The 23554-nt window shown below is 35.4% G+C and carries 25 protein-coding genes; 17 read left to right on the top strand and 8 right to left on the bottom strand.

Translation table 11 applies throughout. The features are described 5' to 3' along the window. Positions 1-208 precede the first annotated feature (208 nt). The 7 genes from AZF04_RS05130 to AZF04_RS05100 all read left to right on the top strand — a co-directional run bounded on the left by AZF04_RS05130 (position 209) and on the right by AZF04_RS05100 (position 8019). Complete coding sequence (locus tag AZF04_RS05130; protein ID WP_061947832.1) at positions 209-1699, top strand: leucyl aminopeptidase; 1491 nt, start codon at positions 209-211, stop codon at positions 1697-1699. Between the two features lie 481 nt (positions 1700-2180). Beyond that, a complete protein-coding gene (locus AZF04_RS05125; RefSeq protein ID WP_061947831.1) occupies positions 2181-3026 on the top strand; it encodes a transporter substrate-binding domain-containing protein in 846 nt (281 codons plus the stop codon). Between the two features lie 140 nt (positions 3027-3166). Continuing rightward, entirely contained in the window at positions 3167-3838 is a 672-nt protein-coding gene (ehuC, locus tag AZF04_RS05120; RefSeq protein WP_061947830.1) for an ectoine/hydroxyectoine ABC transporter permease subunit EhuC, read from the top strand. Continuing rightward, positions 3835-4521: an ectoine/hydroxyectoine ABC transporter permease subunit EhuD gene (gene ehuD / locus AZF04_RS05115; RefSeq protein ID WP_045482808.1), complete on the top strand. Its 687-nt coding sequence runs from the start codon at positions 3835-3837 to the stop codon at positions 4519-4521. The genes ehuC and ehuD overlap by 4 nt, the downstream gene beginning before the upstream one ends. Continuing rightward, positions 4518-5336, top strand: a complete 819-nt coding sequence (gene ehuA, locus AZF04_RS05110; protein WP_045482805.1) for an ectoine/hydroxyectoine ABC transporter ATP-binding protein EhuA — start codon at positions 4518-4520, stop codon at positions 5334-5336. The genes ehuD and ehuA overlap by 4 nt, the downstream gene beginning before the upstream one ends. A gap of 471 nt (positions 5337-5807) precedes the next feature. Then, positions 5808-6545, top strand: a complete 738-nt coding sequence (locus AZF04_RS05105; protein ID WP_061947829.1) for a GNAT family N-acetyltransferase — start codon at positions 5808-5810, stop codon at positions 6543-6545. 130 nt (positions 6546-6675) lie between these two features. Then, a complete protein-coding gene (locus tag AZF04_RS05100) occupies positions 6676-8019 on the top strand; it encodes a Na+/H+ antiporter family protein (protein ID WP_061947828.1) in 1344 nt (447 codons plus the stop codon). A 339-nt stretch (positions 8020-8358) separates the two neighbouring features. Here the strand turns inward: AZF04_RS05100 and AZF04_RS05095 are convergent, their stop codons facing one another. The 4 genes from AZF04_RS05095 to AZF04_RS05080 form a co-directional block, all read right to left on the bottom strand. Then, positions 8359-8952, bottom strand: coding sequence for a biotin transporter BioY (locus tag AZF04_RS05095; protein WP_061947827.1), 594 nt, complete (start codon positions 8950-8952; stop codon positions 8359-8361). A gap of 398 nt (positions 8953-9350) precedes the next feature. Beyond that, positions 9351-9569 carry a hypothetical protein gene (locus AZF04_RS05090; RefSeq protein ID WP_061947826.1) on the bottom strand — a complete coding sequence of 73 codons (219 nt, stop codon included), beginning with the start codon at positions 9567-9569 and terminating at the stop codon, positions 9351-9353. 300 nt (positions 9570-9869) lie between these two features. Then, positions 9870-10142, bottom strand: coding sequence for an HU family DNA-binding protein (locus tag AZF04_RS05085; RefSeq protein WP_045482793.1), 273 nt, complete (start codon positions 10140-10142; stop codon positions 9870-9872). A gap of 516 nt (positions 10143-10658) precedes the next feature. Beyond that, the gene (locus AZF04_RS05080; protein ID WP_064504062.1) at positions 10659-11507 is read right to left on the bottom strand and encodes a YihY/virulence factor BrkB family protein; all 849 of its coding nucleotides are present in this window, start codon (positions 11505-11507) and stop codon (positions 10659-10661) included. A gap of 120 nt (positions 11508-11627) precedes the next feature. Between AZF04_RS05080 and AZF04_RS05075 the strand changes: the two genes are divergently transcribed. Both AZF04_RS05075 and AZF04_RS05070 read left to right on the top strand, forming a co-directional pair. Next, positions 11628-12044 carry a hypothetical protein gene (locus tag AZF04_RS05075; protein ID WP_061947825.1) on the top strand — a complete coding sequence of 139 codons (417 nt, stop codon included), beginning with the start codon at positions 11628-11630 and terminating at the stop codon, positions 12042-12044. Positions 12045-12121: 77 nt separating this feature from the next. Continuing rightward, on the top strand, positions 12122-12595 hold the full coding sequence (locus AZF04_RS05070) for an S-ribosylhomocysteine lyase (RefSeq protein WP_045482787.1): 474 nt from the start codon (positions 12122-12124) through the stop codon (positions 12593-12595). A 193-nt stretch (positions 12596-12788) separates the two neighbouring features. On the opposite strand, the gene AZF04_RS05065 is transcribed toward AZF04_RS05070, so the two are convergent. Next, the gene (locus tag AZF04_RS05065) at positions 12789-13433 is read right to left on the bottom strand and encodes a cysteine hydrolase family protein (RefSeq protein ID WP_082795431.1); all 645 of its coding nucleotides are present in this window, start codon (positions 13431-13433) and stop codon (positions 12789-12791) included. Between the two features lie 115 nt (positions 13434-13548). Between AZF04_RS05065 and AZF04_RS05060 the strand changes: the two genes are divergently transcribed. The 5 genes from AZF04_RS05060 (at position 13549) to yugI (ending at position 18614) form a co-directional block, all read left to right on the top strand. Next, on the top strand, positions 13549-14043 hold the full coding sequence (locus AZF04_RS05060; RefSeq protein WP_045482784.1) for an Lrp/AsnC family transcriptional regulator: 495 nt from the start codon (positions 13549-13551) through the stop codon (positions 14041-14043). Beyond that, positions 14040-15221 carry an aminotransferase gene (locus AZF04_RS05055; protein ID WP_045482781.1) on the top strand — a complete coding sequence of 394 codons (1182 nt, stop codon included), beginning with the start codon at positions 14040-14042 and terminating at the stop codon, positions 15219-15221. Before AZF04_RS05060 ends, AZF04_RS05055 begins: the two co-directional genes overlap by 4 nt. An 825-nt stretch (positions 15222-16046) precedes the next feature. Further along, positions 16047-16832 carry a hydroxyethylthiazole kinase gene (gene thiM / locus AZF04_RS05050; protein WP_061947824.1) on the top strand — a complete coding sequence of 262 codons (786 nt, stop codon included), beginning with the start codon at positions 16047-16049 and terminating at the stop codon, positions 16830-16832. A 21-nt stretch (positions 16833-16853) separates the two neighbouring features. Next, positions 16854-18005, top strand: coding sequence for a DEAD/DEAH box helicase (locus AZF04_RS05045; protein WP_061947823.1), 1152 nt, complete (start codon positions 16854-16856; stop codon positions 18003-18005). Positions 18006-18188: 183 nt separating this feature from the next. After that, the gene (yugI, locus tag AZF04_RS05040; RefSeq protein WP_045482771.1) at positions 18189-18614 is read left to right on the top strand and encodes a S1 domain-containing post-transcriptional regulator GSP13; all 426 of its coding nucleotides are present in this window, start codon (positions 18189-18191) and stop codon (positions 18612-18614) included. 100 nt (positions 18615-18714) lie between these two features. Here the strand turns inward: yugI and AZF04_RS05035 are convergent, their stop codons facing one another. Beyond that, the gene (locus AZF04_RS05035; RefSeq protein WP_045482768.1) at positions 18715-18939 is read right to left on the bottom strand and encodes a DUF378 domain-containing protein; all 225 of its coding nucleotides are present in this window, start codon (positions 18937-18939) and stop codon (positions 18715-18717) included. Positions 18940-19239: 300 nt separating this feature from the next. Between AZF04_RS05035 and AZF04_RS05030 the strand changes: the two genes are divergently transcribed. After that, positions 19240-20403, top strand: coding sequence for an iron-containing alcohol dehydrogenase (locus AZF04_RS05030; protein ID WP_061947822.1), 1164 nt, complete (start codon positions 19240-19242; stop codon positions 20401-20403). Positions 20404-20845: 442 nt separating this feature from the next. Further along, complete coding sequence (locus AZF04_RS05025; protein ID WP_061947821.1) at positions 20846-22192, top strand: glucose-6-phosphate isomerase; 1347 nt, start codon at positions 20846-20848, stop codon at positions 22190-22192. Between the two features lie 92 nt (positions 22193-22284). Here the strand turns inward: AZF04_RS05025 and AZF04_RS05020 are convergent, their stop codons facing one another. After that, entirely contained in the window at positions 22285-22746 is a 462-nt protein-coding gene (locus tag AZF04_RS05020) for a DinB family protein (RefSeq protein WP_061947820.1), read from the bottom strand. Between the two features lie 125 nt (positions 22747-22871). Here AZF04_RS05020 and AZF04_RS05015 point away from each other — a divergent pair, with 125 nt between their 5' ends. Further along, positions 22872-23279 (top strand): YugN-like family protein, encoded by a 408-nt coding sequence (locus AZF04_RS05015; protein WP_061947819.1) that lies wholly within the window; start codon positions 22872-22874, stop codon positions 23277-23279. A 152-nt stretch (positions 23280-23431) separates the two neighbouring features. On the opposite strand, the gene AZF04_RS20535 is transcribed toward AZF04_RS05015, so the two are convergent. Then, on the bottom strand, positions 23432-23554 hold a 123-nt coding region (locus tag AZF04_RS20535; RefSeq protein WP_153017216.1), incomplete at its 5' end, for an IS3 family transposase.

The raw sequence follows: 23554 nt of genomic DNA, 5'->3' as shown, positions 1-23554 counted from the left end.
TGAACAGTTTACTACTGAATTAGTTGTGTTCATTATATCATAACTTGTTAGATGAAATATGATAAAACAAATACAATTCAATAAGATAAAGATAACAATTCTTTACCCTTTTTTTAAAATAAAATCACTTTTTATTTTAAAAACTTCCTTTCGTAATGCGAAAGATTGTATAATAATAAAGGAATTTACTATTAAAGGAGTGATTATATTGATTACAATCACAAAGGAATGGAAAGAGAATCATCATTATGATGCCCTATTTATAGGTATTCATGAGAAGGAAGAATTGAATTCTTGGTTAAAAACCATCGATGCCTCATTTAATGAAAATATTTCAAAACTTTATCAAGAAAAACAAATACATACAAAGCTTCATGAAATTACTAAAATTCATACATTTGGGCAAATGCAAACAAAAGCCATTTACCTTGTAGGTTTAGGAAAAAAAGAGAAATGGAATTCTTCGGACTTACAACAAGCATTAGGTAAAGTAACTCGTCAAGCGGCTCAGGAAAAAGTGAAGAGTGTGGCCATTGATGTAGAATCTTTTTTTGTCGACAATGAAAGTCAAGAAAAAAATATTCATCTTATAATGGAGTCAATCGGGCTAGCTCTATATAAAGTTGAGACTTATAAGGAGAATAGTCATAACGAAAGCTATTCTTTTGAAAGTATTGAAATGATTCATGAAGGTGCTAATGAGAATTGGGTTGATTATGCCCAAAAAGGATTAGTCTTCTCAGAAGGAACAAATTTATCGAGAAGATTAATTAATATCCCGGGTAACTTATTAACTCCAACATATTTGGCTGAAGAAGCTGAGAAATTAGCTCAAAAGCATGGTTTTGAGGTAGAAATCCTTGAGAAGGAACAAATGGAAGAGCTTGGAATGGGAGCATTGCTAGCAGTGGCTGCTGGTGGAGTAGAACCTCCTAAAATGATCGTTCTTAAATATCAAGCAACTGATGAATGGGAAGACGTACTTGGTTTAGTGGGTAAAGGGATTACCTTTGATTCAGGTGGAATCTCTTTGAAGCCAGGATTAAAAATGCATGAAATGAAGGGTGATATGGGAGGCGCAGCTGCTGTCCTTGGAGCCATGGATATTATTGGGCAAACAAAGCCTAAACGAAATGTTCTTGCGGTCATTCCTTCTACAGAAAATATGCCAAGTGGCTCAGCATTAAAGCCTGGTGATGTGATTCGTGCGATGAACGGTAAAACAATCGAAGTAAGAAATACGGATGCAGAAGGTCGTTTAGTTTTAGCGGATGGCGTTTCGTATGCTAAACAGCTAGGTGCTAGTGAATTAGTAGATGTTGCTACTTTAACAGGAGCAGTATTAGTTGCTTTAGCGGATTGCACAACTGGAGCGATTACGAACAATAAGGAATGGTTCCATAAGGTAGAAGAAGCAAGTGAGGAAGCTGGCGAGTGGGTTTGGGCATTTCCAACTCACAAACCTTATCATGATTTACTAAAATCAAGTGATGTTGCTGATTTAAATAATGCTCCAGGTAGATTAGGAGGAAGTATTACAGCTGGTTTATTTATTGGAGAATTTGCAGAAGAGACTCCATGGGTACATCTAGATATCGCAGGAACCTCTTGGGCGAGTAGAGCTTCTCATACTGGTAGAGCTGGAGGAACTGGCGTTATGGCTAGAACTTTAGCTTATTTAGCCGAACAAACCAAATAAAATAATGGAATAAAAAGGGTTGTGTCACATTTTATGAAAAATGATGATACAATCCTTTTTTCACCATAAAGAACAAAAAAGAATAAAAAGGAAGCATTTACATTTATATAGACGATGTTATGAGCATAATGTTATCTCAGTTGTTTAATAGCATCTAATCCTAGAATATCGAAGGTCATGGCAAGATAGGCAAGCAAATGACATTTGAGTGAGTAATCGTTTTACATTATGATTTTATATGGATAGAAAAATTTGAAAAGTTGTAAAAAAGATTAAGAGGATTTTACTTATTTAGGTTTCAAAAAGCCTTTTTAGTGGTAATTAACAAAATGTACAAAGAACCCTCGGAAAATAGTGAACTTCACCTTTAATCGTAGAAGTAGCGTTTCACTAGTATTTGTTATACAATTTATATCCTAATTTTTACTTTAATGGATATAATTTATATATTTTTTTCAAACTATTAAGGAGGGTCAATTTAATGAAACGTTTTACAACAGCACTTATTTTATTTGGAGTTATTTGTTTTCTAGCAGCATGTGGCTCAAGTGATTCCATCAAAGTAGGTGTCGCAAACGAAGAGCCTTATGGCTATATCGATTTACAAACGGATAATGTTACAGGAGCGAATGCAGAAATCGCCAGAGCTGTCTTTGAAAAAATGGGATATGAGGATGTAGAGGGAGAAGTTACGGACTGGAACTCATTAATCCCAGGCTTAAATGCTGGTAACTACAATGTCGTAACAGCAGGAATGGATATTCGACCTGAGCGTTGTGAGCAAGCAGAATTTGCTGATGTTGAATTAGTTTATGGAGAAGGAATGGCCGTAGCTGCTGGAAATCCTCATAACATTTATAGCTATGAAGATTTAGTAGCTAATGAAGACTTGACGGTGTCTATTATGTCTGCTGCCAATCAAATTGAAATTTTACAACAATTAGGAATGGATTCTAGTCGAATTCAAACGGCTGACTCAATTGCAGATAATATAGCTGCCCTTGAATCAGGCGACGTGGATGCGACCGTTATGACAGAAGCTACTCTAACTGCTGCCTTAGAATCAGCAAACCTAGATGCTATTGAAAGAGCAGAGCCTTTCGAACAGCCTGTTATTGATGGAGAGCCTCAGGTAGCGTATGGTGCAGCCGTATTTGCTGATAGTGATGAGGGAAGAGAGCTTCGTGATCAATATAATGAACATTTACAAGAGCTAATTGATTCTGGAGAGCTTTTAGAAATCATTTCAGAATTTGGATTTGGTGAAGATAATGTACCAACTGGAGAAGTGACAACTGCAGACCGTTGCAACCAAGAGGAAGCTTAATTTGTTATAGTAATAAGTTAAAAGGAAAGCATGGTGTGTTGTTACATATTTGTGGCTTCCCCATGCTTTTTTAATACTTTAAAAAAATGAATAGGAACGTACTTTCTTATTAAGGAAGTCATTTAGAAAGGGGTGGTGAGATGTTTAGTAATGCTTCGACGTTTATTCCTGTGCTTCTAAGAGGTTTGGAAACAACTGTACAGGTATTTATACTAGGTGCTATTTTTGCCTATCTTATCGCTTTTATTGCAGGAATTGGACGAACATCTAAAATTGGCATTATTCGATTTATCTCCACAGTGTTTGTAGAGTTATTTAGAGGAACTTCTTTGCTTGTTCAAATGTTTTTCTTTGTTTACGCACTACCATTAATTTTTCCAGGCTTAGCGATGTCAACTTTTTTTGCAGGTGCACTAGCGCTAGGGCTTAATTACGGTGCCTATGCATCAGAAGTGGTAAGAGGAGCGATTCAATCGATTGCTCATAGTCAAACAGAAGCAGCCATATCTTTAAACATGTCAAAGTGGCAGAGAATGAGATTGGTGATACTTCCTCAAGCGGTCCGATTAATGCTTCCAGGGTTTGGTAATAATGCGATCGAGCTATTAAAGGGCACATCGCTTGTATCGATTATTACACTGTCAGACATGACCTTTAGAGCTTCCTTGCTTAGAAGTAGTAATACATCATTAGCGAGTCAAGTAGAAATTTTCACTTATTTATTAATTTTATATTTCCTTCTGGCTCTTCCGTTAATCTTCTTAGCAAGATGGTTAGAAAAACGGGCTTCTAAAGGGGTGAGTACAGCATGAATACAAATGCTTGGAATTGGGAGTTTGCCTTTCGGGTTTTCCCTGAAATAGTAAAAGCAATTGGAATAACCATCAGTGTTACATTTATTGCCTATATCATAGCATTAACGGTTGGGTTAATTTTAACGCTATTAAGACGTTCTAAAATAAAGATATTCTCTTTAGCCATTGCTGGGATTATCGAATTTATTAGGGCTACACCGCCATTAGTGCAATTATTCTTTGTTTATTACGCAACAGGATTAAATGGATTTCAAACAGGGGCACTCGTATTAGGAATTCACTACAGTACCTATATTTCTGAGATTTATCGTTCAGGAATTGAATCTGTACCTAAAAGTCAGTGGGAGGCAAGTAAAGCACTCAATTTTACAAATGTGCAAACTTGGAAAAAAGTCATATTGCCTCAGGCTATACCGCCTGTTATTCCAATGCTAGGAAATTATTTAATCGTGTTGTTTAAAGAAACACCATTACTATCTGCAATTTTTGTTGTGGAAATGCTTAATGTTGCTCAAGTCATTGGTGGTGAGACATTCCGATATGTTGAGCCTATCACCATTGTCGGATTTTTATTCTTAGTTTTAAGTTATCCATCGGCGCTATTTATTAAGTATTTAGAAAAACGAGTCGGCAAACTTGATTCAAAAGATCCAGTTCAACAAAGGGGAGTGAAAGCATGAGTGAACAAGCGGCAAAAAAATTAGAGCATGAAAATGAAACAGCCATTTTAAAACCAATTGTTTCCTACAAAAATGTAAGTAAATCTTTTGGAGAGACAACGGTACTAAAAAACTTAGATTTAGATGTAGCTAAAGGAGAAAAAATTGCTTTAATCGGTCCTTCTGGATCTGGAAAAACGACGATTATTCGTATGTTAATGACATTAGAGGAGCCTACATCGGGAACGATAGAAGTAGATGGTGAGATGCTTTGGCATAAATATGATGGAGATCAGCTAGTTCCAGCAGATGAAAAGCATCTACGAAAGGTTAGAGGAAACATTGGAATGGTGTTTCAACAATACAACCTTTTTCCACATATGACTATATTAAAAAACTGTACAGTTGCTCCAATTAATGTTTTAGGTATTAGTAAAGAAGAAGCAACAGAACGAGCAAAGGAAATGCTGGAAAAGGTAGGATTAGCCGATAAAATGGAGAACTATCCTTCACAACTATCAGGAGGACAGCAGCAAAGGGTGGCAATAGCACGATCACTCGTTATGCAACCAAAAGTGATGCTTTTTGATGAAGTGACAGCAGCGCTTGATCCTGAATTAGTCGGGGAAGTGTTAGAGGTTATCAAAGATATTGCAGCAGATGGTGAAACGACGATGATTCTTATTACACATGAGATTGATTTTGCTAGAGATGTGGCAGATCGCGTATTCTTCTTAGATGCTGGTAAAATCGCGGAATACGGAAAACCAGAAGATGTTTTAGAAAATCCTGAAAGTGAAAGACTTCAATCCTTTTTAAGTCGTTTTAACGCTTAGTCCATTTTATGATCGATTTTCATGATGAACACTTGTTGTGAAACTAGAAATGGTGTGTAAAGGATGCATAGAATAACGAAGAAGAGGAAGGGACATAAACCTTTTTTAAAATCATCACACGAGAGAAAATTGAAATGATATTTAATGTATGCAGACATAAGAATGAGCCATGAACCCTCCTTACTGTGAAAAAAGGAGGGTTTTTTTGAAAGGGTAGAAGGCATAAGTTAGCAAACAGAAGGCACGGAGACCCCAGTGGTACATGATAGGAAGTTTCATTCTTTTATTTGTTATGAACTTCGGTCAACTCATTTCAGAAGTCGCTTTCCCCTAGTAGCTCTCGGATAATCTCGTCACCTCTATAAAGAGTTTTTTTTAATTTAGAGTATAATTTTATCTCAATCATTATTGTATTAATATTTATTCAATTGTATATTTATGCATATATATGATGGAGGGAGAGCTAAGACAATGAAACTAATCAATCAGTTAGAGCTTTATTCGAGAAATGCGATGCCTGCTTTAGAGATGAAAGAAATAGATGACTCATTGCTACAGTATTCTTATGGATATACAAAGAGAGCCAATTCTGTCATTCCGTATACAAACTCTATACATAAAGTTGAAAGCTTTGTTTCAGATTGTGAGGATTTTTATCAAAAAAAAGAACGGCCAACGATTTTTAAAATGATCGATCATCATAGCTACCATGACTTAGCAGAGTTTTTAGAGAAAAATGGCTATACCAAACATTCTCCTTCGTTAGTGAAGCAAGCTAATCTTTGCGAGTTACCGCTATTGAAGAAGCAAAAGTATGGTCAATATGTAACGAAAGATATATGGATAGAGGGACTATTAAAGCTACATTCAATTAGTAGTAAAGATGTTAAATATTTGAATATGATGGTAGAAAAACAACGAAAGAAGCAAGTGTTTGTTCAATTAGTGGAGGATGGTGAACTTTTGTCTAGTGGTACAGCGATATTGGATCATCAGCATGTTGGGCTTTTTCATATTATTACAAAGGAAGAACGACGTGGTGAAGGCTTCGCCAAACAATTAGTTCAACAGCTATTAACATGGGGAAAACAAAACGGAGCGAAAAATGCCTATTTGCAGGTCTTAAAAGAGAATGAAGCAGCAGTGAAGTTATATAATCATTTTGGTTTTTCTAATGTCTTTGAATATTATTATTTTATTAAATCCTAATTATTTAGATGCTTTAACTCATTAATCCTTTATCGAACGAAAATAATTATTTGACAGTAGAAGCTGCTTAATGTTAGTGTGGTATAGTATTTTGATTTAGTTCATTAGTGAGTTAAAGGAGAACTGTGGTATGAATGCCGTTTTATTAGCAGTAATGCTAATGCTTATATTGAGTTTGTTAAGAGTACATGTAGTGATTGCACTTGTTATTGGGTCAATAGTTGGTGGGGTATTTGGTGGATTAAGCTTTAGCGAAACGATTGAAATTTTCTCAGACGGTCTAGCAGGAGGAGCCGCAATTGCCTTGAATTATGCAATTTTAGGTGCATTTGCTGTAGCCATTTCACAAGGTAGTTTACCTGATAAACTAGTAGAAGTTATTATTAGAATCGTTGGCAAAAATGGTGATTCTAAGCGAAAGAAGCTTTCCAAATCACTTATTTTTTTAATGATTTTAATGATTGCTTGTTTTTCTCAAAATTTAATTCCTATACACATTGCATTTATCCCTATATTAATTCCACCGATTTTAAAAATTTTAAATCAATTAGAAATTGATCGAAGAGCGATCGCTTCCATTTTAACGTTTGGGTTAATTGCTCCTTATATGCTATTACCCTATGGGTTCGGGTATATATTTCAAGATATTGTCGTTCAAAATATTAATGAGAATGGAGTCGAGGTTTCAATAGAGCAAGTCCCAGAGGCAATGGTATTACCTGTTGTCGGAATGTTAATAGGTCTATTATTTGCTGTATTTATTTCTTATCGTAAACCTAAAAAATATGTAGAAAAGGACCTCCTGGAAGCAAAGGAATCTTTGAATAACAAGAATCCTTCAACAAAGTCTAGGCAAGATACGTTATCCTTATGTTTTTCGATGCTCGCTATCATAGTCACTCTATATGTTCAAACGATAACAAGTTCGATGATCATAGCTGGTCTTTCAGGAATTATAACTCTCTTATTATCAGGGACCTTGAAATGGAAAGAGGCAGATTCAGTCTTAACAAATGGTATGAAAATGATGTCATTTATAGGTTTTGTCATGATAAGTGCTTCTGGTTTTGCAGCTGTAATAAGAGAAACTGGAGAGGTTGATGCACTAGTAAATGATATGCTGTTAGTAGTTGGAGATAGTAAAGGTGTTACAGCTTTTATTATGATCATAATAGGGTTAGTCATTACGTTGGGAATTGGATCGGCCTTTTCAACTGTGCCTATTATCGCAACCATATTTGTCCCTTTAGGTACTGCGGTTGGTTTTAGTCCGATGGCGATCATTGTTTTAATAGGAACAGCAGGTGCCATCGGCGATGCGGGTGCTCCTGCTTCAGATAGTACACTTGGTCCAACTTCTGGATTAAATGCAGATGGTCAGCATAACCATATTTGGGATACTTGTGTGCCAACCTTTTTACATTTTAATATTCCGTTAATCATTTTTGGGTGGATAGCAGCCATGATGTATTAGCAAATCTAAAACAGACTGGTACTAAGTTGCTTTTAAAGAAAATCCTATTGCGAAAATGGAAATGATGTGTAATGGATACAAACAAACATCAAGAACGAACTATGAACCCTCCTTATTATAAAAATGGAGGGTTTTTTAAAGGGTAGAAGGCGTAAGCTAGCGGACACAAGGCACGGAGACTCCAGTGGGAGGAAGTGGCCATGCCGAAATCCACTTTTAAGAAAGTTAGTTCGGCGCCACCCCACCGGGCGCGAAGTGCCTTGTGGGAGCGAACACGCGGGGACCTAAAATGTTGGATTCATTCATTCGTGAGATATTGTACCGGACTCTTTTTTGAGCTTAAGCCACTTCTTTTATCGGTTCTGCGGACTTACGATAAACCATCGAATATAATCGTTGTGCAATAATCGCAGCAAAAAAGGTAAATATAAGATCCTTAATTCCTGGAGCAATCATCCACCCCCATGCCATTGAATACGTGATAGCATCAAGTTCTGCTAAAAATTGATAAGAATAATACATATAAGTAGTCCCAAATAGATAATTAAAGATGAGACCAAGATAACAGGCGATTAAAAAAGTAAGTAATGATTTTTGTTTACTTTTCTCAATGACTTTAGCAGTAATATAGACAACACCTATAAAAGAGAGAATAAATCCAAAGGTGGGTCTAAAAAGAACTCCAAGCCCACTATGAAATTGAGAAAACACGGGAAATCCAATTAAGCCTACTAAAATATAAACGATGATTGCATAAATACCACGTTTGCTTCCTAAAATCGCACCAGCTAAAATCGCTATAAAGGTTTGAAAGGTAATAGGAACCCCACCGATTACAATCATTGCCGTCGCATTTGCACCTATCGCAAGTAAGGCTACAAATACTGGGATAATAGCTAGGTCGTATGTTTTAAGAGGTTGTTTTGATTTCACTATTGTTCACCTTTTTCTTTGTTTGGTTAACAATAAGATTAAGACAAGGTTTGTTAAATGTCAACTGTTATTTTTTTTAGGTTAACGATAGGGTGATTAATGATTGAAGTCGGGACAAAACGTAGTTTAAATTATTTAATAAGTTAAATATGTAATGGTGGGTGGATAAATACTAAATCTGCCTTCTTACGATTAAAAGGAAGGTCCTGATTCTCTACGAAATACTAACCTAATGGGGAAGAAGTCGCCATGCTAAAATCATTACTTTAAGAAAGTTCATTTTGGAGCTCCTCTGTACGAGGAGTATCTTTTGGAAGAGAATAGTGGGAGCCCTCTTACAGCTTTCTGGGCTCCTCATCTCTTTTGTCCCTGCTACTGTAGGTTTTACTCATTAGATCCTAGAGACTAAACAACTTCTCTATTCCCCAATAACCTGAAGTAATTAGGAAAATGGTGGATAGCAAAAGAATGATGATACCGACCATAATAAACACCATTTTTACCTTTGGTAATATTTCATTAAATAAGAAGGGTAGTAAAATAAATAAAACTCCTAAGGCACTAAACACAAAAAGAACAAGATAATAAGTACGTATCGCATATTCACCGTAATGCATATAGTCACTCTCCTTTATATGAAGCTCTTCCCTTTATTTGGCACTTTAAATCAAACAGCTAGGGAAATCATCTAAAAGAAAAGTCTGAAAATCGAAGCGTCTTTCATCAAAAATCAGGTGATGATACAACAAAAAAATCCGAATTATATCGAATCAATTGCTAAATTTCGATGAATAGTTCGGATTTGTATTTGGCTCAAGTTCATTTTAAGCTAATCGTAAAACGATTCAACCTAACAGTAGTTAGATGAATATATACATATTCAAAACCATAATAGATTAAGGCATTACCAATATTTTTTATTTGACGGCTTCTTTTAGTTGCTTACCTGCTTTGAATGCAGGTGTTTTGGTTGCAGCGATGTCAATTTCTTCACCTGTTTGTGGATTGCGTCCTTTTCTAGCAGCTCTTTCACGAACCTCAAAGTTTCCAAATCCAATCAATTGAACTGAATCTCCTTTTGACATGGACTCAGAGATCAATTCAAAAACTGTATTAACTGCTAAGCTAGCATCCTTTTTTGATAATTGTGTACGCTCCGCTACGGCTTGAATTAATTCCGTTTTATTCATACTTTCATCTCCTCAAAATAGTAGTCAAAAACATTATGGTAAACAGCATAACCACTTTGATTGTGTTTATACATAAAATTAATATTATTTCTATTTAAATCCATTTCATCATTCATATCTTTTAATAAAGCCCTAGCGGTTTGGTTTTTGATTTACACTTTAGGTAGATGCTTTCCCAAGGGCTTGTCTTCAGCTAACTCCGACTACGCAGGGCTTGTCAGAGTGGATCTTCAGACTGCGCTCATCCTTTGGGAGTCACTACCTACCGTTTCAATCAACAAGTTTATTAACAAACATTTATCTTTTAATAAAAACCAAACGGTTAGGTGTTTGATTTCCACTTTAGGTAGATGCTTTCCCAAGGGCTTGTTTTCAGCTAACTCTGACTACGCAGAGCTTCGTCAGAATGGATCTTCAGACTGCGCTCATCCTTTGGGAGTCACTACCTACCGTTACAATCATCGAGTGAGTTCACAAACATCCAAAACATATTTATAGAGCAATGATGAAATTCACTCATTTATTGTCTTTTTCTTCTTCCATAATATATTGACGGTAATAGATAGAGGCGTTAATTTCTCCCCCAATCACTAAAATAATCCCCGTAATAAAAAACCAAAGCATGAGAACAATTACGCCACCTAAGCTTCCATAAGTGGCTGAGAAATCAGTAAGGCTACTAACATAGTAAGAAAATAAGTAGGAAACAATTTGCCAAGAAATCGTTGCGAAGGTTGTTCCTATTAATACATCTGTTAGCTTTACTTTAATATTGGGTGCAATCCAATAAAAGAAAAGAAGAAGTAAAGCGATTAATACGACTCCTAGAACCCAACGAAGCATATTAAGAAGCACGGTGGTTTGCTCTGGGAAATAGAGGATGGAATCTAAAAATTGAATAATTGCAGAACCGAAAACAGGTAAAAGTAAGGTGACAATAATCATAAATAAAATTCCAAACGTTAAGAGCATAGACAAAAAACGCTGTCTAAGGAAATTTCGAGTTTCTTCGATATTATAGGAACGATTGATGGCTCTAATAAAAGCATTTATGCCATTAGAAGCGGACCAAAGTGTAGCTATAATTCCTAGAGATAAAAGACCACCTCTTTGTGTGCTAATAGTATCTAGTACGACAGTAGTAATGATTTCTGCTAACTCCTGTGGTAGATAGTCATTAATAAACATTTCTATTTGACTTATGTCCAATTGAAAGTACGGTATAAGTGCAATTAAAAATATAAGTAAAGGAAAAATGGAAAGCATAAAGTAGTACGCTAGAGTTGCTGACCAGTCTAATATAGGGTTCGTTTTTATTTGGTTAAAGAGGTGTATAAAGAAATGTTTATCTATTTTATATCGCATAATCGTTAGTTCCCTTCTTATTTCTAACTTTAGCATTCCCGAAATGTTTAGAACGTTAACCTTTTAATAAAGAATTATGTTACCATTAAAGCATAATATTTAAAGGATTATGGAGGGACTATGCAAGATCATTATATAACAAGAGAGCCAAAATTTTTATGGATACTACTGTTTATTGTAACATTACCATATGCATATATATCAGAATCTAATTTTAGATATATTGCTTTTGTTCTTTTATTTGTTTATGTATTTGCAATGATGATAGAGTATCATTTAGTAGTAGAAGAACGGACAATTTCTGTGAAAATCAAATTTTTACGATTTAAATTGCTTGAAAAAGCGGCGAATGTAGATGAAATAGGTAGCATTCAATTTGTCGATATTGGTACAAGACATGTCATATTTATTAAAAAAAAGCAAGGTGGACAAATTAGGATTCATCGCTTTAAGCCAGAGCATTTCAGTGGAAGAATCCGTCAGTTTGCTCAATTACATGAACTTAAAATCGAGAGCGTTGGTACAAATCGTTCTTAAGTAGCTTAGACAGTTTAGTTTTTTTTTTGTATACTGATAGGTAATTTATTTATAAAGATGAGAATGGAGTGGAAGTTATGCCAACAGTTGAAAGCTTTGAATTAGATCATACGATTGTAAAAGCCCCATATGTTCGACATTGTGGGACACATTTAGTAGGAAATGATGGTCAGGTAAATAAATTTGATATTCGTTTCTCACAACCAAACAAACAATCAATGAAGCCAGATGTCATCCATACTATGGAGCATTTGCTTGCACTTAATCTTCGTCATTTCGCTGAAGAATATAGTCACTTTGATGTCATTGATTTATCGCCTATGGGTTGCCAAACAGGCTTTTACTTAATTATGAGTGGTCAGCCAACATTAGATGAGATTATTGATATTTTGGAGAAGACGATGAAATACTCATTGGAAATTGAAGAAGTCCCTGCAGCGACAGAAAAACAATGTGGCCAAGCAAAGCTTCATGATTTAGAAGGTTCAAAAAAACTAATGAAGTACTGGCTACAGCATGATCGGGAATTTTTAAAACAAGTTTTTGAATAAGTAGAATAGTTGATCAAACGATTTAAATGACGGACACTCCTAAAACAGGAAATGTTCGTCATTTGTTTTAAAGAAAATGAAACTTTCACGAAATAAGCAAAAGTAGTTCCTTGAAAAAGCGAAGGATTCTCTTGTGGTGCTGCAACTTAACTGCTCCTAGGATTTTTCTATAAGTCTATAATCTTCTTTTGATTTATGAAAAAGGGAAGCTTTTATCGGTTGATGGTGTAATAGTAGCTTTAATGACATTTTCCATCGTTTTTAGGGCTTCATGATTTTCTTCCTGGCTATTGGAAGCCACACAATCTGAAGGAATAAAAATACGATAATGGTTCATATAAGCATCATTTGCTGTGAATTGCACACACATATTTCCAGCAACACCCGTTATGATAAGAGTATCGATACCTAAATGCTCTAATAGAATATTTAGAGGTGTACCAAAAAATCCAGAGAATTGTGGTTTTAAAACAAAATAATCATGTTCTCCTGGTTTTAAAAGCTCGGCTAACGGTTTACCTAAAACATCTTTGTGTAAACAATGTTCTACTAAATGACGAAAATCAGATTGCCATCTACCATAATTATCGTTTACATAGATTACTGGTAAATGATTCCTGTAAGCGACTTTTTTTAAATCGGCAATATTTTTCGCTACGGGAAGTGCGTGCTTTAGTAAACGTTCACCATGCTCAAAGTGTAAATCATTAATCATGTCTATAATAATAAGGGCTGTTTTATGAGCTTGAACTGAATTTGTTACGATGATTTCCAACTCCTTTAAAACAAAATGAGATGATTTTTTACGAATGTTAGCATGTATAGAAATTATAGCCATTAATAAAAAAACTAAAACATCATGTTACTTTTTAAATTTATGAATTTGTAGGAACGGATTATGTTAAAATGAATCAAATAAAAATGATTGCTAACGAAAGGGAGCGGAATGATAGATGAACTCTAAAAAAATTGAAATCCTTCAAATAGTGGAAGAAAATGCAAGAATAGATATCAATACCTTATCTAAAATGGTTGATTTAACAACCTCTGAAGTAGATGCTCTATTAAAGGAATTAGAAAAAGAAAAAATCATTTTAAATTATTCAACGGTTATTGATTGGACCAAAGTAGAAATTAACGAAAAGGTTACAGCGATGATAGATGTAAAGGTAGCTCCTAAAAGAGGAGTTGGATTTGATGAAGTAGCCGAAAGAATATATAGATTTCCTGAGGTAAAAGCTTTGTATCTCATGTCGGGAGCCTACGATTTACAAGTGGTTATTGAGGGGAATACCATGCATCAGATTGCAAACTTTGTATCTGAAAAATTGTCTTCAATCGATTCAGTACTATCCACTACTACACATTTTCAATTAAAAAAATATAAACATGATGGAGTTGTTTTTGAAGAAGTAGAAGAAGATAGAAGAATTGTGGTGACACCATGACAACGTCTCGACCACATGTAAAAAGAAGATTATCTCAACGAATAGAAAATATTCAGCCATCAGGCATTCGACGTTTCTTTGATTTAGCTTCGAAAATGGACAATATTATATCATTAGGTGTCGGAGAGCCGGATTTTGTAACTCCGTGGAATGTAAGAGAAGCAAGTATCTCATCGATGGAGCGTGGGTTTACTGCTTACACCGCCAATGCTGGGTTATTAGAATTAAGAGAAGAAATTGCCAATTATATGTTTAAACGATTTGATGTGGCCTACCATGCAGAGAATGAGATATTAGTAACGGTAGGGGCAAGTGAGGCAATCGATATTGGTTGTCGTGCTATTTTAGACGATGGGGATGAAGTTATAGTAGTAGAGCCGAGCTTTGTTTCCTATGCTCCGCTGATCTCCTTAGCAGGAGGAGTACCTGTATCTGTAGGTACTAAAATTGAAGATGATTTTAAAGTTTCAGCGAAACAAATAGAGTCTAAAATCACTGAGAAAACAAAAGCGATTATCATTAGTTTTCCAAATAATCCGACAGGTGCTGTAATGGGAAAGAAAGATTTGGAACAGGTAGCCAAAATCGTTGAAAAACATGATTTACTTGTTTTTTCAGACGAAATTTATGCAGAGCTGAGCTATGATGATAAGCATGTGAGCTTTGCTTCTTTACCAAATATGAAAGAACGAACCATTCTCATTTCGGGATTTTCAAAAGCCTTTGCAATGACTGGCTGGCGTTTAGGTTTTGTTCTAGCTCCCCCTGATATTCTTAATGCTATGCTAAAGCTACACCAATATAGCTTGATGTGTGCACCAACAATGGCTCAGTATGGAGCTTTGGAGGCTTTGAAGAGTGGCATGGATGATATTGAAAGAATGAAACAATCCTATAAACAGCGTCGGAATTATTTTATAAAATCTTTTGCAGAAATTGGTCTTCATTGTCATACTCCAGGTGGGGCTTTTTATGCCTTTCCTTCTATCGCTTCTACAGGATTAACCTCTAGTGAATTTGCAGAAAAGCTTCTCTATGAAGAGAGAGTCGCTGTTGTTCCTGGAGATGTATTTGGAGAAGGTGGAGAAGGACATATAAGGTGTTCTTATGCTACTTCAATGGAGCAGTTAGAAGAAGCTATATCAAGAATGGGAAGCTTTTTAAAGAAGTATCAGTAGAGTCAAATGTAATAGAAAAAAGAATGCAGATTGAGTTATAAAACGAGTCACCTGAACAAGAATTGTTCAATAGACTCGTTTTTTTACTTCTAGCACTAAATTCAGAGAAAGAAAGGTTATAATAAAAAAAGACAAAAGCACCTTCTGCTTTTGTCTAAAATAGGGGGGAATAAAAAATGAAAGGTTCTTTTGTTAAAGACCATCCATCTTATATTCTCAGTTTAACCAATATTTAGAAAGTATAATCAAATGTTCTGAAGAAATGAATATTTGAGTGAATTTCATCATTGATTAATAAGTGAATGAAACCGAAAATTATTAAAAAATATGTCTTGAATGTTTTTGAATTTACTTGTTGATTGTAACGGTAGGTAGTGACTCCAGTCTGAAGATCCACTCTGACGAAGCTCTGCGTAGTCAGAGTTAGCTGAAGACAAGCCCTTGGGAAAGCATCTACCTAAAGTGAAAATCAAAAACCAAAATGTTCGGTTTTTATGAATGATGAAGTGGGTTTAAGTGAATGAAACCGAACGTTTATTAAAAAAATGTCTTGAATGTTTGTGAATTTAATTGTTGATTGTAACGGTAGGTAGTGACTCCCAAAGGAGCAGCGCTGTTTGAAAATCCACTCTGACGAAGCTCAGCTTAGTCAGAGTTAGCTGAAAACAAGCCCTTGGGAAAGCATCTACCTAAAGTGGAAATCAAAAACCAAATTGTTCGGTTTTCATTATAAGATATGTATGATGAAATGGATTCATTTGTATTAGAAATAAAAAAAAGGTAAGATTTTCTTAATGCAATCAATAGGGAGGAGCTTAATATTCTATGTTTCTTCAAGAGGTAAGGGAATCTAATCCATTAATTCATTGTATAACAAATGTAGTAGTAACGAACTTTACGGCAAATGGTTTATTAGCACTAGGTGCATCACCTGTAATGGCCTATAGTCCTGAAGAAGTAGCGGATATGGCGAAAGTAGCTGATGGACTTTTACTTAATATTGGAACGTTGAATCAAGAACAGGTGGATAGCATGATTATTGCTGGTAAAGCCGCGAATGATGCTGGTGTTCCTGTAGTCCTTGATCCAGTTGGAGCCGGTGCTACCCCATTTCGTACAAACTCATGTTTAAAAATACTTCATGAAGTGAACATATCGGTACTCAGAGGAAATCAAGGTGAAATCGCTGCATTAATAGGAAGGGATGTTTCCGTAAAGGGTGTAGATGGTTCTGGTCGTAGTCAAGATGAACGTCTAGCAATACTAGCTGCAAAGCATTTCGATTGTCATGTAGTCGTGACGGGTGCGGTTGATTATGTTAGCGACGGTTTTGAACAATTGAAAATTAGGAATGGCCATCTATGGCTAACAAAGGTCGTAGGTACAGGGTGTTTATTAGGAGCTGTCATAACGGCTTGTATCTCTGGTTCTGTTGTTAAAAGGGATTATATGGGGAAAATTAGTGAAGCTCTTTCTTATTACGGAATAGCAGGAGAGAGAGCGTACGAATTAACTCGAGACTTAGGAATTGGCTCTTTTCAATACGAGTTTTTAAATCAGCTACAATTAATAGATGATGAAATTCTAAAAAAGAAACAAATAATAAAGTAAGTGAAAAAAAGGATGAGAAGAATGAAAACATTTTTTCAAGAAATGCCTCTAGCAGAAAGTATTTGGACACAATTAGAGAAAATGGATATTGAAGAACCTACAGATATACAAAAACAAATGATTCCAGAAGCGATGTCTGGACAAGATATTGTTGCACGCTCACAAACGGGAACAGGTAAAACGCTAGCTTTCTTATTGCCTATTCTTTCGAAGGTTAATTCCGAAAAAAAAGGACTACAGGCAATCATTATCGCGCCTTCTCAAGAGTTAGCAATGCAAATTATGGATGTTTTGAAGAAGCTAACGGAAAATTACCCAATTAAGCATGCATCTCTAATTGGCGGTGCTAATGTGAAGAGGCAGCTTGAGCGATTAAAAAAAGAAAAGCCACAGATTGCTGTTGGAACTCCTGGTAGAATTTTAGAGCTGCTTCAATTAAAAAAGCTAAAAGTGCATGAAGTAGAAATAGTAGCAGTGGACGAAGCGGATCGAATGGTAGACGAGCAATCTGCTTGGGAGGATTTTACCAAAATTGCTCAGCGTGTTGGCAGAGAAGCTCAATATTTATTTGTTTCCGCCACCATTCCAACAAACTTTAAAGAGATGGTAGCCGATTTTGCACCATTTATCGTGTCTTTAGAAGCAGAAGGTGGTCTCTTAGTACAAGAAATTTCTCACCTTTATTTGAAAGTGACTGAAAGAGAAAGAATTGACCTTACTAGAAAGCTCATTCATGCAGAACATATCAAAAAAGGTATTGTTTTTGTTAATCAAATAGAACGTTTGAACGAAGTGGTAGAAAAGTTAGCCTATCGAAAAATTGAAGTAGCACCTCTTTCCTCCGAGCAGTCAAAAATTGAAAGAGAAAAAGCGATTAAACAATTTAAAGAGGGCACTGTACACATTTTAGTGGCTACAGATGTGGCTTCACGAGGGTTAGATATAGATGATGTCACTCATATTATCCAATTAGAGGCAGCTTCTCATTCTAATAGTTATCTTCATCGTGCTGGGCGGACAGGAAGAATGGGGAAAGCGGGAAAAGTAATTAGTTTAATTAGTGATAAAGATGAATATAAGCTACAAAAATACAGTAGAGATTTGAAGGTAGAAATGAATTTAGTCACTTTAGAAAAAGGTCAATTAAAAATAAACAAGGAAGCTACTAAATAATTTTTTTTTGGTAAAAAGCATTTAGTTGATAAAGCTTCAATCGAATTTCTTGATAGTAGTAAGGTCGGTTGATATAAATACAGCTACAAAAGAAAGCTGTGTAAAAATCATTCGACCTTTTGCTTATTCAGGGATCCTATGTTAATATTAAAAGGTTAAAAATTATTTAGGAGTTGTATGTAGATGTCAAATTATGAAGTTGGAAGTATCATTGAGGGGAAAGTAACGGGAATTAAACCTTTTGGTGCTTTCGTTGCAATCGATGATCAAAAACAAGGCTTGGTTCACATTTCTGAAGTAGCACATGGATTTGTTAAAGATATTAACGATGTTCTTACAGTAGGAGATGAAGTGAAAGTTAAAGTAATGTCAATTGATGAAAATTCTGGAAAGATTTCTTTATCAATTCGAGCTACACAAGAGGCACCTGAGCGTCCAGCACGTAAGCCTCGTCCAAATAATACAGGTGGTGCTGGTAATACAAGAAAACCACAAGCTCAGCAACAACAAAAAACACAAGGTTTTAATACACTAGAAGATAAATTAAAAGAGTGGTTAAAACAATCTAATGAAATCCAAGCCGATTTAAATAAACGTGCTAAAAAATAATGTAGCATAAAAATCCAGGTCATCTCTGATGACCTGGATTTTGTTTTTAATATTTAATAAAACAAAAAGGCGTAACATATACGCCTTTTTGTTAGCCATGTTATTCTGTTTCTGGGACATGATCAATCTCTTCTGAAGGCTTCAATAAAAGAGATATACAGTATAAACCTGCTAACCCGACAATCGCATAAATTACACGTGAGATTGCTGCCGCTTGACCGTTAAATATAGCTGCTACAAGATCAAAGCGGAAAAATCCAATAAGTCCCCAGTTAATGGCACCAATAATAGTAAGAGCTAAAGCTGTTCTTTGTAAACCACTCACGATTATCACCTCCAACGATGAATAAAATAGAAGCGGCGCTCTTCAATAAGAGTATGCTTCTTGTTTAGAATTAGATTGAAGGGGAAATAATATACAGATTTTTTTACAATTTTTTTAACATATTATTCCTTCCTTTTAACCAATATAAAATGAACGTTCAGGAAATAATAATTTTCATAACTTAACCCTTTGTATTGATAACAAGAAGAATATATAAGGCAATGCTATAAGCAAAAATCTTTACGTTTCTTACTGAATCATGAATAATAAGGGAAATACATAAGAAGCAGGTGAATAATAATGAATCCATTTGTGTTTCATAACCCAACAAAATTAATTTTCGGAAAAGATCAAAATAAAGCATTACTTGAACAATTAAATAACGTAGGAAAGAAAGTATTACTTGTTTATGGTGGCGGTAGTATTAAACGTAACGGATTATATAATCATGTTATTGAAAGCTTGGCTCGCGCTGATAAAGAAGTGTTTGAACTAGCAGGTATTGAACCTAATCCAAGGCTAACCACAGTAAAAAAAGGGGTTGAAATATGCCAAAAGCAGCACATTGATTTCATTCTAGCTGTGGGTGGCGGTAGTGTCATAGATGCAACAAAGGCGATTGCAGCAGGGGCAACATCAGATGTTGATATATGGGATATTATTACTAAAAAGGAAATAGCTCATAGCGCTCTTCCATTTGGAACGATTTTAACCCTTGCGGCAACAGGCTCAGAAATGAATTCTGGTTCAGTTATTACAAATTGGGAAAGTAATCAAAAGGTTGGATGGGGAAGTCCTCATGTATTTCCTTCGTTCTCTATTTTGGATCCGGAAAACACATTATCTGTTCCAATGGACCAGACCGTATATGGTATGGTCGATATGATGAGTCACGTTTTAGAGGCGTATTTTCATCATGCAACAAACACTCCCCTACAGGATCGAATTTGTGAATCGATTTTAAAAACAGTGATAGAAACAGCACCTAAACTAATAAATGATTTACACGATATCGAGGCTAGAGAGACGATATTATATTGTGGCACAATGGCTCTTAATGGAATTACACAGATGGGGGCAAGAGGTGATTGGGGTTCACATAATATCGAGCATGCGATTTCGGCTGTACATGATATCCCTCATGCAGGTGGACTAGCAATCATTTTTCCGCATTGGCTGAAGAAAAGCATGAATGAAAGGCTAGAAAGACACGTTCAATTGGCAACAGAAGTATTTAATGTAAATATTGATGATAAATCACAAGAGGAAATCGCTTTAGAGGGTATTGAACGTTTATCTGAATTTTGGACAAGCTTAGGAGCACCAAACCGATTGGCTGATTATGATATTAAAGATGATTCAATAGAAAGAATGGCCGATATTGCAAGTGAAAATGGAGAATTTGGTAACTTTAAAAAAATGAATAAGACGTCCGTTACAGAATTGTTAAAAGATGCGTTGTAAAATCTAAATATTAATACCAACTGAGCGAATTTCATCATTGCTCTATAAGTGAATGAAACAAAATGGTTGCGGATTTACTCGATGATTGCAACGGTAGGTAGTGACTCCCAAAGGATGAGCGCCGTGTGAAGATCCACTCTGACGAAGCTCTAAGTCGTCGGAGTTAGCTGAAGACAAGCCCTGTGAAAGCATCTACCTAAAGTGGAAATCAAAAACCTACTCATTCGGATTTCATTATAGGATATAAATGATGAAATTGGTTCAACTAACAAAATAGATGACTTTTTATATATTGCATGGGAATTTTGTAAATATTATGACAAAATCAAAGTAGATTTTAGAATGTTTAGAGAAAAATTAATAATAAACCTTGATTCTTCAACTTTCCTTCGTTAAAGTGTAAGAATGAGAGATTGAAAACAAACTTGGGAGGTCGGTTTTAATGAAGAAAGTACAATTTGATTATTCAAAAGCTCTTTCGTTTTTTAGTCAACACGAAGTTGATTATTTACAAGATGCAGTAACTGCTGCTCATAATGCATTACACAATGGTACTGGTGCAGGAAGTGATTATTTAGGCTGGATTGATTTACCTGTTGAATATGACACTGACGAATTTGCACGAATTCAGGCAGCAGCTGAAAAAATTAAAAACAACTCTGATGTCTTAATTGTAATCGGAATTGGTGGTTCATATTTAGGCGCACGAGCCGCTATAGAAGCTTTACAGCATTCATTTTATAATATCTTAAACAAAGAAGAACGTAAAACTCCACAAGTATTCTTTGTCGGAAATAATATAAGCTCTACATATGTAAATCATCTTTTACAAGCGATTGAAGGAAAGGATGTATCGGTTAACGTTATTTCCAAATCAGGAACTACGACTGAGCCGGCTATAGCCTTCCGCGTTTTCCGTGACTTATTAGAAAAGAAATATGGTAAAGAGGAAGCTCGTAATCGTATTTTTGCGACCACTGATAAAGCAAAAGGAGCTTTAAAAACGGTTGCTGATGAAGAAGGCTACGAAACTTTTGTCATTCCTGATGATGTAGGAGGACGATTCTCTGTCTTAACAGCTGTAGGACTTCTACCAATTGCTGTTAGTGGACTTGATATTGAAGCGATGATGAAGGGAGCGGCAGAAGCAAGAGAAGACTTTAGTCAACCTTCTCTTGAGAGCAATCAGGCTTATCAATATGCTGCGGTTCGTAATATCCTTTATTCTAGAGGAAAAGCAATCGAGCTAATGGTAAACTATGAGCCTTCTTTGCACTTCGTTTCAGAATGGTGGAAGCAACTGTTCGGTGAAAGTGAAGGAAAGGACCAAAAAGGTCTATACCCTGCTTCAGTCGATTTTTCAACGGATTTGCATTCTATGGGGCAATATATCCAAGAAGGACGTCGTCATATTTTCGAAACGGTTTTAAATGTAGAAGAAGTTCATGAGCAAATCACGATTGAAAAAGCTGAAAATGATTTGGATGGCTTAAACTATTTAGCGGGCGAAACCATGGATTTCGTTAACAAAAAGGCTTTTCAAGGTACAATGTTAGCTCATACTGATGGAGAAGTACCAAACCTTATTGTAAACATCCCTGAACTAAATGAGTATCATTTTGGATATTTAGTTTATTTCTTTGAAAAAGCGGTAGGATTAAGTGGTTACCTCTTAGGCGTGAATCCGTTTGATCAGCCAGGTGTTGAAGCTTATAAAAAGAATATGTTTGCTCTATTAGGAAAGCCAGGCTTTGAGGAAGAAAAAGAAAAATTAGAAAAACGTTTATAAAAAATAGACTCGCATAACATCATAAAAGCCGGTGACTCCTATAAAAAGTCATCGGCTTTTTTTCTATTCTTATCCTATCAAAAAAGTTAAGGTTACTTAGAGAGAGCGAGAAACTGCTTTATTTGTTCTAAATGATGTGAGTCATGCTCTGCAAGGTCATTAAGATACTTGTACACATTCAATTTGGTTGTACCAATATGAAAATCGACCTCCCAATTTGAAGCTGAAATTTCATGAACACTCTTATATAATTGATTTCTTGTTTTTATATACTCATAAATAGTCGTTTCTTTGCTTTGCTGGCGAGCGAGGCTAGCAGCATAATGGTTCATATCCTCTACGGACCCTGCTTTCGGTAAAGGATCAGATGACCATAAATAAGGAATTCTCTTCTCTAAAATAAATAAATCCCAATGTGTTAAATGAGAAATAACTTCAGCAATGGTCCATTTGTCTTTCTCAATAGGTGTACGCCACTGCTGATTACTAATATCATGAAACGAAGTAACAAAGTTAATGGTCATCATATAATGATTCAATATTTTTTCTTTCAATTAATCATCTACTTTCTTTAGGAATAACGCCTCTTAAGAATAAATCAACTATATCATATTTTTTACATAATTATTGGAGTGTGAGGAAAGATAATTTAAAGCCTTTAAAAAGGAGGAAGAACAGGATGATTGCACTACCTTCAAGGATAGAAGGAACCACTTTTAAATTAAAAAAACTTCAAGAAGATATCAAGCCATTAGGGTACGTATTAGGTGGAAATTGGGATTATGATCATGGTTATTTTGATTATAAAATAGATGAGAGTGACGGTTATGTCTTTTTGCGTATACCTTTTAAAACTATTGATGGAGAGCTAGAGCAGAAAGGTGTAAGTGTAGAAATAGGACAACTATTCTTATTAGCGCATGAATACCAGGGGGGAATTGATAACGAAGATACTCCAGGAAGTGGAATATTAGTGAGCTCCATTAACCAATTTGCAGCACCGGTAGATAAAGATGGTGAAGTTCCGGCAAAGTTTATGCCAGTTGCTCACAATCTTATTTCAGAATTAGAGCTTACATTACTATAAAATAAATCAAGGATGAGACAAAACCTTTTTTAAAATTATTACTTTAGAGAAACTTGAAATGATGTGTAATGGATGCAAACATCAATAATGAACAATGAAACCTCCTTCTTTAGGGAGTGACCCCCGTTTTTGAGACAGGGTAAAACACCTTTTTAAATAATCAGTTGTCGATAATTTATTGGCGACTGGTTATTTAGTTTCGTTTGGATACGATTATTGTTATAATCATAAATATAGTTGTGGACGGTTTGTTCTACGATGGCGGTCGTAGTCCA

It is taken from the genome of Alkalihalobacillus trypoxylicola (assembly GCF_001590785.1).
Taxonomy (GTDB): Bacteria; Bacillota; Bacilli; order Bacillales; family Bacillaceae_D; genus Alkalihalobacillus; species Alkalihalobacillus trypoxylicola.
Note: the sequence above shows the minus strand (reverse complement) of the source record. Positions and strands in the feature narration are given on the sequence as shown.

Bases quoted from the DNA above. Each gene is read 5' to 3' on its own strand.
- AZF04_RS05075 (WP_061947825.1), top strand. From the start codon at position 11,628: ATGCAAGATCATTATATAACAAGAGAGCCAAAATTTTTATGGATACTA.
- AZF04_RS05085 (WP_045482793.1), bottom strand. From the start codon at position 10,142: ATGAATAAAACGGAATTAATTCAAGCCGTAGCGGAGCGTACACAATTA.
- AZF04_RS05045 (WP_061947823.1), top strand. From the start codon at position 16,854: ATGAAAACATTTTTTCAAGAAATGCCTCTAGCAGAAAGTATTTGGACA.
- AZF04_RS05105 (WP_061947829.1), top strand. From the start codon at position 5,808: ATGAAACTAATCAATCAGTTAGAGCTTTATTCGAGAAATGCGATGCCT.
- AZF04_RS05025 (WP_061947821.1), top strand. From the start codon at position 20,846: ATGAAGAAAGTACAATTTGATTATTCAAAAGCTCTTTCGTTTTTTAGT.
- ehuA (WP_045482805.1), top strand. From the start codon at position 4,518: ATGAGTGAACAAGCGGCAAAAAAATTAGAGCATGAAAATGAAACAGCC.
- ehuD (WP_045482808.1), top strand. From the start codon at position 3,835: ATGAATACAAATGCTTGGAATTGGGAGTTTGCCTTTCGGGTTTTCCCT.
- AZF04_RS05080 (WP_064504062.1), bottom strand. From the start codon at position 11,507: ATGCGATATAAAATAGATAAACATTTCTTTATACACCTCTTTAACCAA.
- thiM (WP_061947824.1), top strand. From the start codon at position 16,047: ATGTTTCTTCAAGAGGTAAGGGAATCTAATCCATTAATTCATTGTATA.
- ehuC (WP_061947830.1), top strand. From the start codon at position 3,167: ATGTTTAGTAATGCTTCGACGTTTATTCCTGTGCTTCTAAGAGGTTTG.
- AZF04_RS05055 (WP_045482781.1), top strand. From the start codon at position 14,040: ATGACAACGTCTCGACCACATGTAAAAAGAAGATTATCTCAACGAATA.
- AZF04_RS05065 (WP_082795431.1), bottom strand. From the start codon at position 13,433: ATGGCTATAATTTCTATACATGCTAACATTCGTAAAAAATCATCTCAT.
- yugI (WP_045482771.1), top strand. From the start codon at position 18,189: ATGTCAAATTATGAAGTTGGAAGTATCATTGAGGGGAAAGTAACGGGA.
- AZF04_RS05100 (WP_061947828.1), top strand. From the start codon at position 6,676: ATGAATGCCGTTTTATTAGCAGTAATGCTAATGCTTATATTGAGTTTG.
- AZF04_RS05030 (WP_061947822.1), top strand. From the start codon at position 19,240: ATGAATCCATTTGTGTTTCATAACCCAACAAAATTAATTTTCGGAAAA.
- AZF04_RS05015 (WP_061947819.1), top strand. From the start codon at position 22,872: ATGATTGCACTACCTTCAAGGATAGAAGGAACCACTTTTAAATTAAAA.
- AZF04_RS05070 (WP_045482787.1), top strand. From the start codon at position 12,122: ATGCCAACAGTTGAAAGCTTTGAATTAGATCATACGATTGTAAAAGCC.
- AZF04_RS05125 (WP_061947831.1), top strand. From the start codon at position 2,181: ATGAAACGTTTTACAACAGCACTTATTTTATTTGGAGTTATTTGTTTT.
- AZF04_RS05090 (WP_061947826.1), bottom strand. From the start codon at position 9,569: ATGCATTACGGTGAATATGCGATACGTACTTATTATCTTGTTCTTTTT.
- AZF04_RS05060 (WP_045482784.1), top strand. From the start codon at position 13,549: ATGAACTCTAAAAAAATTGAAATCCTTCAAATAGTGGAAGAAAATGCA.